The sequence below is a fragment of the Cohnella suwonensis genome, from assembly GCF_042655365.1.
In the GTDB taxonomy this organism is placed as follows: Bacteria; Bacillota; Bacilli; order Paenibacillales; family Paenibacillaceae; genus Cohnella; species Cohnella suwonensis.
Window position 1 is genome coordinate 16,867 of the sequence record NZ_JBHSMH010000017.1, and the last position, 16,649, is coordinate 33,515.

Here is a 16,649-nt window from a genome sequence, read left to right on the forward strand (position 1 = left end):
CCTCCTTTGCGACACTATAGTTTTCTGCGCGACAGATAGATTCCCATGAGCAGGGAGCCGAACAACAGCAAGGCGGCGTTCAGCAACATGTTTCTGCCACCGGCGTCCCTGACGTAATATTCGTAGCTTCCTTCCGGATTTAGCCGAAAATTGACGGCCAGAAACAGGCCGAGAAACAGAATCGGCGCGAAGTTCGCCATTCGGATCTCCAGCAGCTTGTGCCGTTCCACGAGATTGGCCAATTGGGCTTTGCGCATGTCGGCTATGAGTTCCTTTAAATTGTCGGCGACGTTGTTGCCCTCCTCGAGCGCCACCTTCAAGATGTTGCCGAAATAATCCGCCCATGCGTTGCCGAACGATAGCGCGAACCGGCGCAAACTACCTTCGTCGTCGCCGTTTACGGAAAGATTTCTGTACAATTGCTCGAACGCGGCCTGGACTTCGCCGGGCAAACGGCGCTCTTCGACCGTCTTCTGCAAGGCGATGCGGATATGCCGGCTTCCCGTCACCAAGTAGCTCTGGTAAAACAGCTCCACCGCCGGAAGAAAATCGAGTCTCGTCGCCATCTGCCGATTAACGAGAGACATTCGGAGCATCAAATAGGGCAGCCCTCCGAATAGCAATGCTAGAACCGCCGACGATCGGAACGAATGGAAGACGAACGTCCCGCAGACGACGCCCGCGACGCCCATAGACGCCGAACAACCGAAGAAGCTTGAAGGTTTCATCTTCCATCCCAGCGCCAGCATCAAATCCAAGACATGATCGAACAGCGCGTTAGCGACGAGCCGTCGGCCCGCGAAAACAAAGCCCGCCTTCTTCGCTTGACGCGATGTCAATCGCCGCTTTAACGCTCCCTTGTCCCACCATGCCGTAAGCCCGTATCGGATGCTCGCGAACGCAAGCAAGAAGAGCGCCGCCGCGATCGCCGCGATTGCCGGTTTCAGCATGAAGCCTCCCTCCCCGGCTCGACCCGAACGAAATCCGCTTCGTTTGGGCATGCCCTGTCGATTTTAAGTCTCGCCTTCTCGGAGAACGGTCGCGGAAATTCCCATCCCTCCGCCGCTTCGTCGTATCGGACCAAGTCCCTGACGGCCGCGGCGCCGTCCCTCCACTCGAATTCGCCGACGCGGACAAGCTTGCGCTCGCCGCCGACCAACCGCATCTCGAACCCGATATGCGTCACGTGCTCGGTAATGCGCCGAAGCATGGACACCGGGTTCATCCCCCGCCCGTCCAGCATGCACATATCCGTTATCGTATCGGGAACGTCCTCCAGCGCGCTCGCGTGCACCGAAGTGATACTCCCATCGTGGCCGCGCGTGCAAGCGCGAACGTAGATATTCGCATCCTCGTCGCGAATCTCGGCATGGCAGATCCGTTGCGGGGATTGCCTGAGCGCCAGCTTAAACGCCTGACGCGGACCGTGCAACGGATCGTCCTCGTCCGCCTCGTACTCGACGACGTTCTTTCCCGGGAAATCCCTCGCCAGCATGAGCTCGTAACGGCTCTCGATCGTGACGATCCGTTCCTCGTCCGGCATCGCGGCGATTAACGCCTTGATCAAGTGCGTCTTGCCCGTGTTCGTCGCACCGATCACGACCATATTGAACCGGCTTCGCACGACCAGCATAATCAATTGCCTAACCCTGTCGTCCATCGTCCGGTATTCCGGTCTGCAAAGCGTCTCCAAGCTGAACCTCTTCACCGTATACAACCGGATCGTCAGCGTCGGCTGAGCCGTGAAGCCGAAACCCGTTAACGTCACGCGCGAACCGTCGAGCAGCAGCACTTCGGCCCAACGCTTGCGGGGATTAATCCTGTCGTTGTTGAACAGGACGAGGTTCTGCTGGATTCTCTCTACGTGGCTCAATTCTTGGAACCGGTACGGGGATGCGGTAGCCATGCCGTCTCGCACTTCGAAGATCCGGGTACCGACGACTTGTATTTCCTCCAGACCTTCCCTGTTCCGAAGCACGAGCTCGAGTACGTTCATGCCGATGACTTCGGCGAACAGCGCTTCCGCGAGCGACGCGTAAGGCAGACCGCCGAAGGATACGTGCTGCAGCCTTTTCTTGATGATCCAATCCGCGATGATCGCGAGCATCTCCGTCCGCTCTTGCGGAAAGCCGATAATCGCCCGATTCAGCTTCTCCGCGTACAGCCGCCTTTCTTCTTCGCTCCATCCGCGAGGCGAAGCTATCATATGGCGTACTTCCTCCGTGTACGCCCTTAGCTCGTTCAGTCCGCCAGGCTTTCCTTCCGCCGGATCTCCGGTCGCAGACGACGGCTGCAACGCGGCCGCGTATGCGGAAGCGGAAAACCGGACGGGAATGTCGGACGCCGTCTTGTCGCTCATGATCGGCTTTGCCTATGCTTCAGCAGTCTTCTTAGCCATGGCCGGTCCGTCTTCCTCAACCTCGCTTGCCAATCCAAGCGCCGAAGCAGAGGAACGGCCACATCGTCGAACGCGGCCGAATGGCTTTCCTGCTCGGCCAGCCACTCGTCCAATCTGCCGCTGTCGAGTTGCAGGTGCACGCTCTCCAACAGCCTCAGTTCCGTAAATTCGGCGCATCCGGTTTCTTTGCGAATCTCCTTCATCCCGTATCCTCCCGTCGTTTTTTGATTCCGCTGCAGCATAACGAGCCGGAATTGCTCCGGCGTGACGCCGAATAGCGAGCCGACCTGGCCGGTCCACCGGTGAACGTCCTCTTGAAAGTGGCTGAGGCTGCCGGTCGTCACGAGAAACCTGTCGTCCGCTTCCCGCATCGCGCATACGGTCGCCGCGTTGTCCCAATAAGCGCTGACGTCGGCGATCGTCAGGTCGAACGCTTCCCGGGAAGCGGCCAGCAAACACCGTATGTCTTCCGGTTCGTAATATTCGGCCTGCTCCCGCGCCATGTTACCGAACAGCACCCGCAGTCCCCCTAGCGCCGGCGACCGGTACGCATATTGCCTAAGCTTATCGCCGTTCAGCGTTCCGGCCCTCAGCTCCGGTCGGACGCCGTCCAAGGTGACCTCGGGCTTGTCTACCCCCAAATACAAATGCGTCTTCGCGCTCTTCAAGTTCAAGCACAAGTACCCGACGCTTCGGCCAGTCAACGCCGCGACCCGGTACGCGGTACCGAACGCCGCGAGCGACGTCCCGATGTTCGGCGTGGATCCTGCGAACGCCGCCAGCTTCCCCGTCATTCCGTCGCCTCCCCGTCGGTTTCCCAAATCGTCGTTCCCAGGGACGCGATAATCAGCTTCGCCGTTCCCCCCTTGCAAGCGGAATCGAGCGCGAGCCACTGCTCTTCGGATAAATTCAGGTTGATCGAGTCGATCGTGCCGTTAGCCTCCCGCCGGGAAGCGTACATCGCTTCCTTGTCCCCGTCCGCCATAGAGAGCAGGTTCGGATTTTTCGGATCGTCGATCTCGACGTTCGCCGCCGTCTTCACTCCCGCGACCGTAATCGGCCGTTCGTACAGCTTGCGGGAAGGCGTCTCTTCGCCGGACAAGTAGACGAGTACCGCGTCACCCGCCCGGATGCCGCCGGCTACCGATTTAACGTATTCCCTCGGAATTTGGAAAGTCGATTGGCCCTTCGAAGGCAACAGCCGGTATTTGTCGATTTTCCATGCGAGCAACGGCTCGTTGCTTCCGAGCGGAACGGCCGTCTCCATGCCGATCGCCTCCTTGGCGTCGGTGAGCATCTCCCGCGCCACGGCGGAACGCGGCAACGTCAACATCGTCAAGTGCTCGGGTTCGAGCTTCGTGCCCGCGCCGACGAACGCTTTCGCCGCAACGACTTGGACGGTCTCTTCCAGGCGTATCTGCCTAAGCTGCAATTCGTAGACGCCATACACGAGCAATCCGGCGAGAACCGCCGCCGACAAGCCGATCGATGCCTGCCTTCTCCTGTTCATCCAATCCCTTCTTTCCCTATGGAAAATAAAAAAAAACGCAGGCGCGAAGGTTTCCCTTCGTCGCCTGCGTGCTTCGCAGTCGTAAGTGTTTCCATATGGCGCTACGTCCAACTAGGCTCAATATAACAAATGACCCTAGCTAGTGTAAAGCATTATTTTACATTTTTCCGCAAGACTGGACATTATCTGACGAACGGATTGTCGCGGCGCTCTTCGCCGATCGTCGTCTCCGGCCCGTGGCCGGGCAAGACGAGCACGTCGTCCGGCAGCGTGTACAGCTTCTCCCGGATCGACTTGAACAGCTGATCCTGACTGCCGCCGGGCAAGTCCGTACGTCCGACGGAACGCCGGAACAGCGCGTCTCCCGAGAACAGCAAATCTCCGATCAGGAAACCGACGCTGCCCGGGGAATGGCCCGGCGTATGCAGCACCCGGAACTTCTCCCCGAGGAAATCAAGCTCATCTCCGCCGGCGAGCAGATGATCCGGGCCGCGGCCCGCGATCGGCGGCGTGACGTCCGCCCAGCGGGAGGAGCCGTTCTTGCCCGCGTCCGAGAGCCAGTCCTTCTCCGCCGCGTGCACATACACCGGGCAGCCGTACTTCTCGCGAACCGCCTCGACGCCGCCGATATGGTCGAAGTGCGCGTGCGTCAGCAAGATCGCCTCAACCTTCAAGCCGTCCAGCTTGCGCATGAGCGCGCCGTCAGGCGTACCCGGATCGATCACGACGGCATGCGTGCGCTCCGCGTTCACAACGACGTAAGCATTCGTCTGCAACGCGCCGAGCGAATATTTCTGGAAAGTCAGCATGCGTTTCCCCCGCCTTACACCCGGGACAAAACGTCGCGGATTTCTTCGAGAATAAGTTTCTGATAGCCGTTGCCTTCTCCGTACCGGCGCTTCATTTCTTCGCGCGCGACCGAGATTTTCTCTTGGTAATCCGGCGCTTCGCGATCCGGATTCGCCGCCTTGAAGGCGTTCATGACTTCCTGCACGTATTGCGGACGCGCGCCCCATTTGCCGAGCAAGTGGCCGCCGGTGTCGACGAACAGGACGACCGGAATCGAGCGTCCGCCCATCGTCAAGTGCTGGTCCAACAAGTCGAGATGCTCTTCCATGACGAGCACTTCGGTCGGGATGCCGGCTTTCTCCATCGCTTGGAACGCGACCGGCACGTTGCGGACGCAGTCCCCGCACCAGTCCGCCGCGATAATGAGGCAACGGAGATCGTCTCGGTTATTCAGAGAGTCGTAGAATTCTTCCAGCTCCGCGTCGCCGTGCCAATCGAACATGTCCAGGCACGCTTGGAACGCCTCCCGGTTTTTGGTCATGCCTTCGACGAATTGCTTCGGGGACAGCCCCGTGCGTAATTTGCTCGCGATCAATTGGCTCATCGTGCGAACCTCCGTTTGGTTGTAGATGTTGGAATTTCGAAGCGGCTAGACTAGATGCTCTTGCCGCGCTTGCGCAAATATTGATACAGGAAATAGGCGATCAACAGCGCGATGGCGACCAGGATGATCGGCTGAACGTACTGGGCCGCTTCGCCTTTGATATCCTCCCAATTATCCCCGAGCTTCTTGCCCAGCCAGACGAACAAAATCGACCAAGGAATCGACGCGAGAACGGTGAGCCAAGTGAACTTGCTCAAGTTCATGCGCGCCATGCCGGCCGGAATGCTCACGACCTGCCTCATAACGGGAACGAAACGACCGGTGAACACGATCATCGGCCCGTATTTCTCGAACCATTTTTCCGCGATATCGACGTGCTTCGGCTTCAGGTGCAAGTACTTCCCGAACTTGTCGAGAAACGGCCTACCCCCGTAGCGCCCGATCGCGTAAAGCAGCCATTGCTGAAGAATCGCCCCTATCACGCCGCAGATGACCGCCGCCGTGAAAGATACGTTCCCCTTGTAAACGAGATAACCCGCGTAGCCGAGGACGATCTCGCTCGGAATGACTTCGATCGCGAGGCCGATAATAATGCCCCAGTAACCTAGGCTTTCGATCCAGATCAGCGCTTGATCCAGCCAACCGTGCAACGTATCCATCATCGTCTTCCAACCCGCTTTCTCCCCTTGATAACCGTTTCTATTCTAGCATATCGTCGCTCCCGTCTTCCAGTTTCCGAAGCCGTAGGACAAATTGCGGGGAGCTTGTCATGCGGGGGCTTGCCCCTGCATAGACTGCGAATAGGTCAAGCAATCATCCGTACACGATCAAAGATGAAGAGGAGAGAACGGAATGAGCAAAATCGTGATCCTGAACAGGAAAAAGATCCAGTTGTACGCGGTTATCGCGGCGGTCGTCATTCTCGCGGGAGCTTATATCGGTTGGCAGCAAACGAAGACGACGGCGGCCAACGTCTCGTCGGACGCCCCGCAAGTGCTGCAGATGGTAACCGGCGAATTCACGGCGATGCTCGACGGCAAAAAAATCGAGTCCTACCAATTCGCCCCGAGCTCGGTGTACGCCAAAAAAGGACAACCGGTCGAGCTTCGCATCTCGGGCGTCAACGGCCAGTCCCATCCTTTCGTCATCGAAGGACAAGGCATCAAAGGCACGATCAACAAAGGCAAAACGACAGTCGTGAGATTCACTCCCAAAGAAGCGGGCGTCTTCGCGATCGTCTGCCAAACGCACGCCGATCCGAAAGACGGCGGTCCGATGGTCGGATATCTGATCGTCGACTAATCGAATAGCCGAACGGTGACCCGATCTTTCATCCATGCATAACGTATGGATAGAGAGGTCGGGTGATTTTTCGCGATGAAAATGTTCCAAGAGAAACATACGGCTCCCCTCCCTTCCCAGCGTACGATCCGGCGTGCATGCGCCAACGAGCTGTACCGCACCGTCAAACGGCTGAAGCGGCACGTCCCCGCCGCTCTCGTCGAAGAAGCGGAGAAGCTCTACGTGGAGCGAGTCATCGGCAACCTGTTATGGATCCACGATCACCGCAGCAACCGCAAGGCGCTTGCCGATTGGTGGGACGAAACGGTCCGCGACGATATCGCGAAGCTGTGGGGCGTAGACGGAGATCGGCTGTCCCATGCGTTCCGCGGCGCTTTCGGAGCTTAACCATACTTGGCGGGCAAGCCGCGAAAAGCAAGCAAAAACGCCATCGGCGTCCCATGGACGCCGAAGCAGCTTTGCGGAGGTATCGGATGAATACAAGAGGCATGCGAAACTTATCAATTCCGATATTCGCAAAAAAAGAGACCGTGAATATTCGCGGTCTCTTCGGCGCGTTCATGCATCGGTCGTTAACCGATGATCGCGAACGTTTCCACCCCAGCCGGAATGGTGCGCGTGCGGAAAAGCACGCCGGTGCTGCTGAACACTCTCAGCGTGTACGAGACGTTCGTTAACGTGCGTACGTTGCCGAAACGAACGACGCCGAACCGGTCGAAGTTGGCGGACGACACAATCCTATTGCCGCGGGTCAACCGCGCGAAAAATCCCGTCGTATTGAACGGTACGCCGTTGTTCTGAACCCAGACGACAGTCAGGCGGGAAAACGTCGGAATGTTTCCTCCACCGCTCGTGCCACCCGTTTTGTTAGACACTTTAGTGCGGATAATGCGGAACTTTTTGGAGTCCGCAAGCATCGGTTTTGGACGTTGGTTAGCCATGGTCATCACTCCTTTGTCGCGTGATGATGCATCGTATGTGGCGCCATGGCTTGCCATCACGGACAGCCCCCCACGGCTACGTCCATTTTCGCCGAATTCCTCGGGTGCCTCTGCCCGCCGCGACCGAATCGCGCTTCAACCCGCGGGCTCGTCCCCGAGCAGCTCCCGGGCCTCCTCCCGCCAGTCGGCATCCCCTTCTCGAATGACCTCGCGCAGCAGTTCCTTGCCCTCTTCGTCCCTCGACAGCAGGAGCAAGCTCTTCGCCGCGTTCATCTTCGCGGACACGGTCAGCCCGAATTGCTTGCCGTTGGCCGGATGCGCCGTCGCCGCCACCTGCCGGTCCAGCTCGCGGTATCGCCCGAATTGCGATACCGCCGCTTCCGCCGCGGCCCGGGCGCCGGCTTCGTCGCCGGCGTCGCGGCGGGCTTGCGCCAAGCGCGCCAGCGTCGCGACGGCGGCGGTCTGCCCTTCGCGGCCGAACCGCTCCAGCCGCGTCGCCTCGCGCAAGCGCGCAGCCGCTTGCGCGACGTTCCCGAGCTCGGCGTAAGCGTCGCCGAGCATGAAGCGCAGGCGCGGGGCGTACGGCTCGTACCGCAGCCCCGCTTCAAGCACCGCCGCCCGCTCCCGCAGGGGCAGGAGCGGCGCAAGCGCCAGGCGAATCCGCGTCATCGCGGGATTCGCCTCCAGCGCCGCGCGCAGCTTCGCTTCGCGCGCGGCGGACGCGACCGCCATGCCGGCGGCGGCGCGCTCCATTGCGGCGTCGGACCGCCACGCCGCCCAAGCCCCCGTCGCCGCGGCGACGGCAAGCAACGCGGCGAGGGCCCGGCGCGTCCATGCCGGGATTCGGCGAGCGGCTTGCCCGCGCCTCGGCTCCTCGCTCCTCCCGGCCGTCTCGCCGGCCGGCGCTCCGTGCAGGATAAACCAAGACAGCAGCAGCAGCCAGACGAACGCGTACGACCAATCGAAATCCGTCGCCGCGTGGACGAGCAGCACGACCGCCGGCGCGAGCGCGGTCCTATTGAATCGCCAGACGTCCAGCAAATACGCGCCGAGCATAAACGCCAGCCAAGCGAATCCGATCAGCCCGACGTCGAGCAAGAGATCCAAATAACCGCTATGCACTTCCCCTCCGACGTAGGGCTGTCCTTGGTACAAGCCGAACATCGCCCGCCAGCTGCCTCCCCCGTTGCCTAGAATCGGACGGTCGAGGAACATGCGCCAGCCATCTTCGTAGAACAGCTTACGGGACGAGACCGTGCCGTAATGCCCGGAGATTCTATCGCCCGCGCCGGCGAATGAAATCCATCCGGCGACCGCGAGTCCCGCGCAAGCGGCAAGCCAAGCCCATGGAAGACGGACCGCGCCGCGCTTGTCCAACGCAAGCAGCGCCGCCGCTCCCGCGATCGCGCAGACGATCGCTAGCCACGGCGCGGCGCTCTCCCCCGCCGAACGAAGCGCGGATTGTCCGTCTTCTCCGGCCGCGTTCATCCATTGCCAGGATAAGCGAGTCGCGATGCCGGCTCCCGCCGCCGCGATGCCTCCGGCCGCCAAGAGGCGAGCTTTGCCTTCCTTCCCGGGCTGTAGCAACCATGCCAGAACGGCGCCGATGGCGAACGCCGCCACCGCGCCCCTGGATTCCGTTAGCAGCAGCGCTCCGCCGTAAGGTACGGCCGTCGCCGCCGCCAGTCGGCGAAGCCTCCCCCCGCTAGCCCAACACTGTAACTGCATGAGCAAGAACGCCGCCATCACGGCGCCGTAAGCGTTCGGATATTGAAGAAACCCCGCGAGCCTCGCTCCCGTCGCCGACAACTCCGCGTCGTCGAACCGCAGCACGATATCGGTAAACGTTATTCCTCCGTACCATCCGGCCCACCCGCCGGCGAGAAGCCATGCCCCCGTCGCCTGAATGGCCAGCTGGACGGCTTCCTTGCCGGATCGGCCCGCGCGAACGATTCCCGACACAAGCAGCGTCCAGCACCCGTAAGCAAACCAACGAAGCGCGGCATCCTCCGTCCCCAGGACGGACGCGGGACCTAGAGCCAGTTCCAAGGCGAACAAGACGGCCAACCCGAAAGGAAGCCAAGCGCGCCAAGCGCTTCCTCCGTCTTTCTCGTTCGCCGTCTTCGCAAGCCAAATCGCGTATAGAGTCGCGGCGGCACTTATCGCGATTTCCATCCGGTAGAAATCCGCCGAGAAAAACATGCCGTACCGGTATGCGGACCACCCCAGCGCGGCCGCCATGAAAGCAGCGACGATCGCCGGCGCTTTGCTTATTACGCTCTTTATTGCCATTTACGCGTTCCCCCGTTGCCGTCCATTGTATCATGAACGTCATCGGAGCGATCAACCGTTGAACGTCCGTTTCTTGCCGAGTTCTCTCCGCGCTTGAGCGTTCTTCTCGACTTGCTGGCGAAGAATGAGCGCGCGCAACGGCCGCAGCATCTCCGGCTCCAGCACTTGCATCTTCGCTCCGCAGTGCATCCGGTTTTCTTCATGACGTTCGCGGCGCATGATTTCAAGCTCGCAATTGAATCCGAAGCCGATCTCGACTTTCGCTTTCAGACGGGAATTCGTCGCGAAGTGCGGCGCGTCCGGACCCGAGAAGCTGATGCCCGTAATGCTGATGTCGTGAATCGTCAGCTCCGCGAACGGTTCGGGTATCGCCTCGTCCCCTGAAGCCTTCAACACTTTCACGATTTGCGCGTTGCCGCTGATTTCCACTCGGGGATGCTCGCGCCGTTCTTTGAATCGCTTCTGCACGTCCGGCGGCTGCAGCAGCGCGATCGCGCCTTCGTATTTCGCGAAGACGACCGATGGCATCGATTGAATGCCGGCAGGAGAGTATACCGTCAGCTTCACCGTTTCCCCAAGCTCGAATTGTTCGAATTCGTGTAATTCGATCTCGAACAGTTCGCCTTCCAAGTGGGTCATGACTCCGGTCGTGACGAAATTTTTGCTTTCGACGACGGTTCTGCAATGAAGCAGGACGTTCAGCGGGAGCAAATCCTTTTCCAATTCGGTCATCGTTCCTTTTTCGCCGGCTTGCGTCATATCCGCCAAACCCCTTTCCTTCGATCGCGTTTCGCACAAAAAAAGGCGGCTCCCCTGAGGAAGCAGCCTGATCGCCTTCTCCATCCGCGTTCGGACTTTCGGCAGCCAGGCTGTCATCGTTCGCGAGAACATTAGACCCTGTGGCTTTGCGTCCTTGCCTTTCAGCAAGTTTGCCATTTATCGAGTAGTGCGCGTTTGCGAAGATTATACCATACTTCGCCATTTATCGTCACTGTTTTGGGGCGTTCGCCCGTTGCGGCGAAGCCGTCAATTCGTTAGAACGACGCGGTTTCTTCCGCCGTTCTTTGCCTTGTACAACGCCGAATCCGCTTTCGAAAACACATCTCGCAAGTATTCCTTCGGATCGTCGAATCGCAGATCCGCGCTCGACTCCGCAAGCACGCCCATGCTGATCGTGACGCTCACGAGCTCGTTGCCGGCCTCTACCCGGTTGTCCCCGACCGCGAGCATGATTCTCTCCGCCAACAGCTCGGCTTGCTCGCGGTTCGTGTGTGGCAAATACACGGTGAATTCCTCGCCGCCGTAACGCGCCAGAATATCGGTGCGGCGCAGCTTCGTCCTGACGACGTCCGCCGTGCTCCGGATGACCTCGTCACCGACGAGGTGGCCGTATTTGTCGTTGATCTGCTTGAAGAAGTCGATGTCGAACAGGAAGATGGAGAACGGAATTTGATATCTCATGTTCAGCAGCACTTCGTGTTCCAGCTGTTGCATCAGGTACCTGCGGTTGAAGCAGCCGGTCAAGCCGTCCGTGATCGCCATCTGCTCCAGCTTCTGGTTGACCCTGAACAGTTCTTCCTGGATCGTGATCAGCTCCAGATTGCGTTCGTGAAGCGCTTCGTTCTTCCGGTTCATCTCCACGACGAGCTTGCGCAACTCCGTGACGTCATGGAACGTGATGATGCGGCCCAGAAACGATTTCCGGTCGTCCAATACCGGGGAAATCTGGATCGATACGTGCCTTCCCGCGCTTTCCTGCAACGAGAACTCCATTTGCATTTTCTCGTACGGATGGTTCATGTACCGATAGAGGAATTCGTACGCTTCGCCTTGCGCCTGAAGAGGGGCGAGAAACTTCTCCATCTCGAACGTCTCGCCTTTGAACGCCCTTACGAACGGGGACGTTCCTTTGTTGACTTCCAATATTTTATCGTTATCGTCCACGACGATGATTCCCGTGGTCATATGTTCGAAAATATCCCGCTGGGCCATGCTCAAAATGTCGAACATGCCGAAGCGATAGATGGCGATGACGAAGCACAAGTCGGATAGCAAGATGCCAAGCGCCAGAAAACCCGGTATGACCGGTAGCCATTGCGCCAGCAGCACGTTAACGATGACGTCGAGCAGTCCGAATCCCGTCAGCACGAACATGCCGATCAGGGCAAGGGCGAGCTGCTTCCGTTGATGAACGGAATTGACGGTCTTGAGCGCTTGGAACATGTTCATGAGCGCCAAGAAGAAATAAGCGAACTGGATAAGGACGAGAACCCAGAACAGCGGCCCGTACTCCCGGCTCAGGAAGGAGCCGCCGACCGGGGACATGAACAGCTTGCCCGGATTGGTCAGAGCGGCGGTTACGCAAGCGAAAGCGGGCAAGATCGAGACGAACAGCCGTCCGGCTTTCAGCCTTTCCGCCCGTCCGGTCAGGAAGAATACGAAGATGAGCCAGCCAGGCCCCAGCATGCCCATGCCGAAATAGGACATGTTGATGAACGCGTGCTGGATGGCGGGGTCATCCGTAATTTTCGTCGCGAACAGCCCTAGCGGCCATAACATCATAATGAAATGGAACGCTAAATAGACTTTGTGCGTCTGCGTAATTCGATTAACGGCGATTACGCATACGAACAGCGCGAATAGCAGGATGAACAAAATAAAGTCGATCGACTGGAAGAGTCCCAATAAGTTCACCTTTTCGCAAAAGGGCTATGGTAAGAAAAAGGATAAGCTTGTTTGATTTTACCATATCATTTCTTTTATCGACAACATCTCCTCTTGGACAATCTGTCACTTATTTTCAGTTTTTAGCTAGATTTAAGGACTTTTGTCCCTGATTGCCTACGACTTACGGATCAACGATGTGAGATTAATTTCCATATAAGGGGAAATCCCCAATAGATCCCTAAATGTTTCGTATTCTTTTCGCAACTCTTCCTGATCCGCTTTGCCGCCCTTGACGGCCCGAATGAGCAAGTTTTTGGGCGTATGCTCCAGATCGATGAACTCTAGCATCTGCGTCCGGTAACCGGCAAGCTCGAGCAAATTCGCCCTGGCCGCGTCCGTCACGAGCGCGGAGAAGCGTTCCTTCAGAATGCCGTGCTTCAGAAGCGGCTTCAACGCCGGCTGCGAGATTTGGCGGAACAACTCGTGCTGGCAGCACGGCACCGACAGAATGACGCTCGCTCCCCATCCGATCGCTTTCAGCAAAGCCGCGTCCGTCGCGGTGTCGCAAGCATGAAGGGTAACGACCATATCGACCGAGGCATGGCCCTCGTAGTCGTTGATGTCCCCGACGGAGAACGTCAAGTCGTCCCACTTCAGCTCTTCCGCGAGCTTGGCGCAATGCTCGATCACGTCTTTTTTCAGATCGAGTCCGACGATGCGAACGGGCAACTTCTCCTTGATCGCCAGCAAATGATAGAGCGCGAACGTCAAATACGATTTGCCGCAGCCGAAGTCGACGATCGTGAGCTTTCTTCCTCTCGGGAGGTCGCCGACGACGTCCGCTACCATCTCGAGGAATCGGTTGATTTGCCTGAACTTATCGTACTTGGCTTTCACGACCTTTCCTTCTGCCGTCATGACGCCGAGAGCATGGAGAAAGGGAACCGGTTCATCTTCCGGAAGCACGTACGACTTGCTTCTGTTATGCGATTGCGGAGCCGATTCCCGACGCTCCGCGGATTTGCGGCCGACGACGGTCAAGACGCCTTTCTTGTTCGCCATCACCTGAACGTCGGCGCCCTGCAATTTGAACAACGCCTGCTTGTACTGGCCCATTGCTTCGCCGAGCTTCTCCGCCAGTAGGTCGGAGACTACGTTCTCGTGGTAAGCTTTGTTCCCGCGCAGACGCTCGAATTGGTAGAACAGTCCGCTCTTCAGCTTGACCGGCCTTACCGTTAGTTTCTTGTCCGCGTCCTCGCTCTTGATTCTCGGCGAACTGAAAGTCGCCTGGACGAGATTGCCTTCCGCGGACGCTTCATCCAATAACGCCAGCCAAGCTTCCGCTTGTCCGTTACCGTTCATGCTTCATTCTCCTTCGTTAGAGCGCCCCACTGCCTGCGCCCCTCTTCCATCTCGTCGCGCGGAAGCCCTCCTGCATCTAACGCCGCGTCTTCCATGCCGGATAACCGCGTATAGAAAGCTTGTCCTTCCTCCGCGGAGAGCGCGCCGGCTTCGCCCAGCTCGAACAGCAGGTTCTCCGCGTCCGCGAATCGGCCCTCTTCCTCGTGCCAGCCCCATAACGCCTTCTTCGTATCGGCTTCCGTCTCGTACGGATCGAGCGAGGCGATCAGCTCTTCCGCCCGTTTGCGGGCGTCCCAGCCTTCGGCCTCGAGTTCGTTGCGGAGCGCGTGCAACGTCAGGCGGAGCGACTTTTCGAATCTCGGAACGCTCTCGTCCTCCTCCCCGAGGGAGGCGTAAAGTTCCGCTTCTTGCTTCAGACAAGAAGCCACGATCGCCACGGACTCCGCGTTCGGGCTTCCGGTCAGCGATAGCATCGAGAGCAAATCCTCGTCCGTAAGTCCCATCGCGAGCCTCGAGCGAAGACGAAGCTCGCGGCTCATAAACTCGTCGATCGTCTGCAACGCTTCCTGCGGTTTTCCGAGGTCCTTCAACCCGGCGGCTTTGCCGAGCACGGCGCCCGCCTGCGCGAGCAACCGGATCAAATAGTCTCTCTCAAACACTCGCCGTCCCCCGAACCCGTTCCAAGAACGCGACGATCTCTTCGGAGAAGCGCTCCGGCGCTTCCTTCATGCCCATATGGCCGACCCCCGCCAGCGTGACGGCCGAAATCCGGTCGCCAGCTGCCGGAAACCTTCTTTCCGCCGGAATGACTTCATCCAGCTCCCCCGCCAGCAACAATACGGGTACCTGGGTTTCGGCCAGCGTCAGGACGCGGTCGGGACGCTCGCGCATGCCCAGCGCGCAACCGATCGCCCCTTCGGCCGACGTGCCGTATCCGATCTCGATCGCTTCGAGCAGCTGCGCGGATCGCGAATCGCGATGTCCGGGCGCGAACAGCTTCGGCACGAGCCCTTCCACGAAAGGACGAACGCCTTCCGCGGCGATCGTCTCGGCCGCTTTCAGCCGATTCGCCTTCGCGGCATCCGCATCGGGATAAGCGGTAGAATGAACGAGGGAGAAAGACAGCAGCCTCTCCGGATGCCGTTCCGCGAACGCGAGGGCGACGTATCCGCCAAGCGAATGGCCGAACAGATGCGCCCGCTCGAGCTTTAACGCGTCCATCAACGCGGCGACGTCGTCAGCGAGCATCTCCATTCCGTATGTACCTTCTCCGGCGGAAGAACCGCCATGCCCGCGGAAATCCGGAGCGATGACGCGGCCGTAAGCGGAGATCGGGCCAATGACGCCGTTCCAATATTCGCCGCTGCCGCAATACCCGTGAAGCAGGATAATCGGTTCTCCCTCTCCCGCTTCCCTGTAAGCCGCCGTCATCCCTGTTGCCAATTCGATCGTTTTCATCTGATTACACTTCCTCTTCTCCGGATTGGGATTGCCGTTCGTGCCCGAAGCCGTCGCAGATCGCGTCCGCGATGGCCCGCGCCATGCCCATGACGCCGTATAACGAGGTGGACTGCAGCGTCCAATACGGCTTCGGGCTAACCGCGTTGACGACGGCGGCGACGCTGTAGTCGCCGATCGGTCCGAAGCCGCGGCCTACCGATTGGGCGGGCACGAGAGGTCCGCGCCTGACGACGTAACCGCCGACATGCTCGGGGCGCCCGAGACAGGCGTCCACCGCGAAGATCGCGCCCGCTTCCGCCAATTCCGGCAGCAGGCGCGGCAGCCGTTCCGAGTCGCACGGCTCCTTCAACGTGCCGACGACGTTCGGCACGCCCCTCTCCGCGAGCATCGTGCCGACGAGAGGCCCTAAGCAATCGCCCGTCGAACGATCGGTCCCGATGCACAGAAACGTGATCTCCGCCATCCCGTGCCAGATCGCTATCGATTCCGAGAAGGAGCGAAGGCCCGTTTCGTCCACTCTCTCCCCGGCAAGCGCCGTCTTGTCCGCCATTCCGCCGTTCACGTCCCGTCCCGCTCCTCGCGTCGTTTTCTCTCAGGTTACCATGACGAAGACCGGAATGCCACACGGCGGGCCGTCGGCGCCTCCCCCGGCACATTTTACTGCGAGGCGCGCGCCCGCTATGCTACAATGGGTATATCCCCATTCCGCATGAGAGGAAGTTAACCGATGAACTTAAACGAACCGACGCAGCAGAACGTTGAATATATGATCGAAGCGATCAAGACGAAGCTGAGAATGGCGACGGGAGCCGCGATGCAGGCGTCCAGCTTCACGGCCGAGAAGTACGAGGACCTGAAAGACATCTACGACATGGTTCACTCCAAGGATCGCTTCAGCATCAGCGAAGTCGAAGCGCTCGTATCCGAGCTTGGCAAGCTGAGAGCCTAACGCGCGTTCATGCAAGCGTACAAGACCGCTCCTTACCGATCTTCATCGGCGGGGACGGTCCTTTTTGCGCGTCTGCCCATGCAAAAATCCGATGAAGGCGTTTCCATTGAAAATACCGATCGCAAGCATGAAAAAGCATCGATAACTCGTTGGCTTCCCCCGCTGTTATGATGATTTTCAAAGAGATGCGGGAGGCGAAAAAAGATGTTGATTCAAGAGTATGCAGCCTATAGAATATGGAAAACCGATCGGGAACTGAACGACAGACGGTTGAACGTAGACGGCTTAAGCAACGGAGGCCGTTTCTCCGGCCGCCGGGCCGGGACGTTGATCGCCTGGCTTGTCGGACTCGTTCGCTAAGCAAGCGTACGCCG

The 16,649-nt window shown here is 59.1% G+C and carries 19 protein-coding genes and 1 riboswitch; of the genes, 4 read left to right on the top strand and 15 right to left on the bottom strand.

Translation table 11 applies throughout. The features are described from left to right. Positions 1-14 precede the first annotated feature (14 nt). From ACFPPD_RS07740 to uptA, 7 genes are all read right to left on the bottom strand, one after another. Positions 15-950, bottom strand: coding sequence for a hypothetical protein (locus ACFPPD_RS07740; protein ID WP_378081748.1), 936 nt, complete (start codon positions 948-950; stop codon positions 15-17). Continuing rightward, positions 944-2,359 (bottom strand): ATPase, T2SS/T4P/T4SS family, encoded by a 1,416-nt coding sequence (locus ACFPPD_RS07745; protein WP_209744922.1) that lies wholly within the window; start codon positions 2,357-2,359, stop codon positions 944-946. Before ACFPPD_RS07745 ends, ACFPPD_RS07740 begins: the two co-directional genes overlap by 7 nt. Then, a complete protein-coding gene (locus ACFPPD_RS07750) occupies positions 2,356-3,192 on the bottom strand; it encodes a hypothetical protein (RefSeq protein ID WP_209744919.1) in 837 nt (278 codons plus the stop codon). The genes ACFPPD_RS07745 and ACFPPD_RS07750 overlap by 4 nt, the downstream gene beginning before the upstream one ends. Then, positions 3,189-3,908, bottom strand: a complete 720-nt coding sequence (locus ACFPPD_RS07755; protein WP_209744916.1) for an SAF domain-containing protein — start codon at positions 3,906-3,908, stop codon at positions 3,189-3,191. Before ACFPPD_RS07755 ends, ACFPPD_RS07750 begins: the two co-directional genes overlap by 4 nt. 182 nt (positions 3,909-4,090) lie before the next feature. Beyond that, positions 4,091-4,717 (bottom strand): MBL fold metallo-hydrolase, encoded by a 627-nt coding sequence (locus tag ACFPPD_RS07760; RefSeq protein WP_209744913.1) that lies wholly within the window; start codon positions 4,715-4,717, stop codon positions 4,091-4,093. A gap of 14 nt (positions 4,718-4,731) precedes the next feature. Beyond that, on the bottom strand, positions 4,732-5,301 hold the full coding sequence (locus ACFPPD_RS07765) for a thioredoxin family protein (protein ID WP_209744910.1): 570 nt from the start codon (positions 5,299-5,301) through the stop codon (positions 4,732-4,734). Between the two features lie 50 nt (positions 5,302-5,351). Next, positions 5,352-5,963, bottom strand: a complete 612-nt coding sequence (gene uptA, locus ACFPPD_RS07770) for an undecaprenyl phosphate transporter UptA (protein ID WP_209744907.1) — start codon at positions 5,961-5,963, stop codon at positions 5,352-5,354. Positions 5,964-6,153: 190 nt separating this feature from the next. Between uptA and ACFPPD_RS07775 the strand changes: the two genes are divergently transcribed. Together ACFPPD_RS07775 and ACFPPD_RS07780 are read left to right on the top strand one after the other, a co-directional pair. Then, positions 6,154-6,603, top strand: a complete 450-nt coding sequence (locus ACFPPD_RS07775) for a cupredoxin domain-containing protein (RefSeq protein WP_209744904.1) — start codon at positions 6,154-6,156, stop codon at positions 6,601-6,603. 75 nt (positions 6,604-6,678) lie between these two features. Then, a complete protein-coding gene (locus tag ACFPPD_RS07780; protein WP_209744901.1) occupies positions 6,679-6,990 on the top strand; it encodes a dehydrogenase in 312 nt (103 codons plus the stop codon). A gap of 185 nt (positions 6,991-7,175) precedes the next feature. On the opposite strand, the gene ACFPPD_RS07785 is transcribed toward ACFPPD_RS07780, so the two are convergent. The 8 genes from ACFPPD_RS07785 to yyaC form a co-directional block, all read right to left on the bottom strand. Further along, positions 7,176-7,544 (bottom strand): hypothetical protein, encoded by a 369-nt coding sequence (locus ACFPPD_RS07785; RefSeq protein WP_209744898.1) that lies wholly within the window; start codon positions 7,542-7,544, stop codon positions 7,176-7,178. A gap of 135 nt (positions 7,545-7,679) precedes the next feature. After that, positions 7,680-9,836 (bottom strand): O-antigen ligase family protein, encoded by a 2,157-nt coding sequence (locus tag ACFPPD_RS07790; protein ID WP_209744894.1) that lies wholly within the window; start codon positions 9,834-9,836, stop codon positions 7,680-7,682. Positions 9,837-9,887: 51 nt separating this feature from the next. After that, positions 9,888-10,595 carry a PilZ domain-containing protein gene (locus ACFPPD_RS07795; RefSeq protein ID WP_209744891.1) on the bottom strand — a complete coding sequence of 236 codons (708 nt, stop codon included), beginning with the start codon at positions 10,593-10,595 and terminating at the stop codon, positions 9,888-9,890. Positions 10,596-10,692: 97 nt separating this feature from the next. Next, positions 10,693-10,780: riboswitch (cyclic di-GMP riboswitch) on the bottom strand. Positions 10,781-10,862: 82 nt separating this feature from the next. Further along, positions 10,863-12,521 carry a histidine kinase N-terminal 7TM domain-containing diguanylate cyclase gene (locus ACFPPD_RS07800; RefSeq protein WP_209744888.1) on the bottom strand — a complete coding sequence of 553 codons (1,659 nt, stop codon included), beginning with the start codon at positions 12,519-12,521 and terminating at the stop codon, positions 10,863-10,865. A 156-nt stretch (positions 12,522-12,677) separates the two neighbouring features. Next, positions 12,678-13,865, bottom strand: a complete 1,188-nt coding sequence (locus ACFPPD_RS07805) for a class I SAM-dependent methyltransferase (RefSeq protein ID WP_209744885.1) — start codon at positions 13,863-13,865, stop codon at positions 12,678-12,680. Then, the gene (locus ACFPPD_RS07810; protein WP_209744883.1) at positions 13,862-14,524 is read right to left on the bottom strand and encodes a DUF6483 family protein; all 663 of its coding nucleotides are present in this window, start codon (positions 14,522-14,524) and stop codon (positions 13,862-13,864) included. Before ACFPPD_RS07810 ends, ACFPPD_RS07805 begins: the two co-directional genes overlap by 4 nt. Continuing rightward, a complete protein-coding gene (locus ACFPPD_RS07815) occupies positions 14,517-15,323 on the bottom strand; it encodes an alpha/beta fold hydrolase (RefSeq protein WP_209744880.1) in 807 nt (268 codons plus the stop codon). The genes ACFPPD_RS07810 and ACFPPD_RS07815 overlap by 8 nt, the downstream gene beginning before the upstream one ends. A gap of 4 nt (positions 15,324-15,327) precedes the next feature. Continuing rightward, a complete protein-coding gene (gene yyaC, locus ACFPPD_RS07820) occupies positions 15,328-15,888 on the bottom strand; it encodes a spore protease YyaC (protein ID WP_378081756.1) in 561 nt (186 codons plus the stop codon). Positions 15,889-16,053: 165 nt separating this feature from the next. Between yyaC and ACFPPD_RS07825 the strand changes: the two genes are divergently transcribed. Both ACFPPD_RS07825 and ACFPPD_RS07830 read left to right on the top strand, forming a co-directional pair. Further along, positions 16,054-16,275 carry a DUF1128 domain-containing protein gene (locus ACFPPD_RS07825; protein ID WP_209744877.1) on the top strand — a complete coding sequence of 74 codons (222 nt, stop codon included), beginning with the start codon at positions 16,054-16,056 and terminating at the stop codon, positions 16,273-16,275. Between the two features lie 204 nt (positions 16,276-16,479). Beyond that, positions 16,480-16,635 (top strand): hypothetical protein, encoded by a 156-nt coding sequence (locus ACFPPD_RS07830; RefSeq protein WP_209744874.1) that lies wholly within the window; start codon positions 16,480-16,482, stop codon positions 16,633-16,635. The last annotated feature ends 14 nt before the right edge of the window (positions 16,636-16,649 follow it).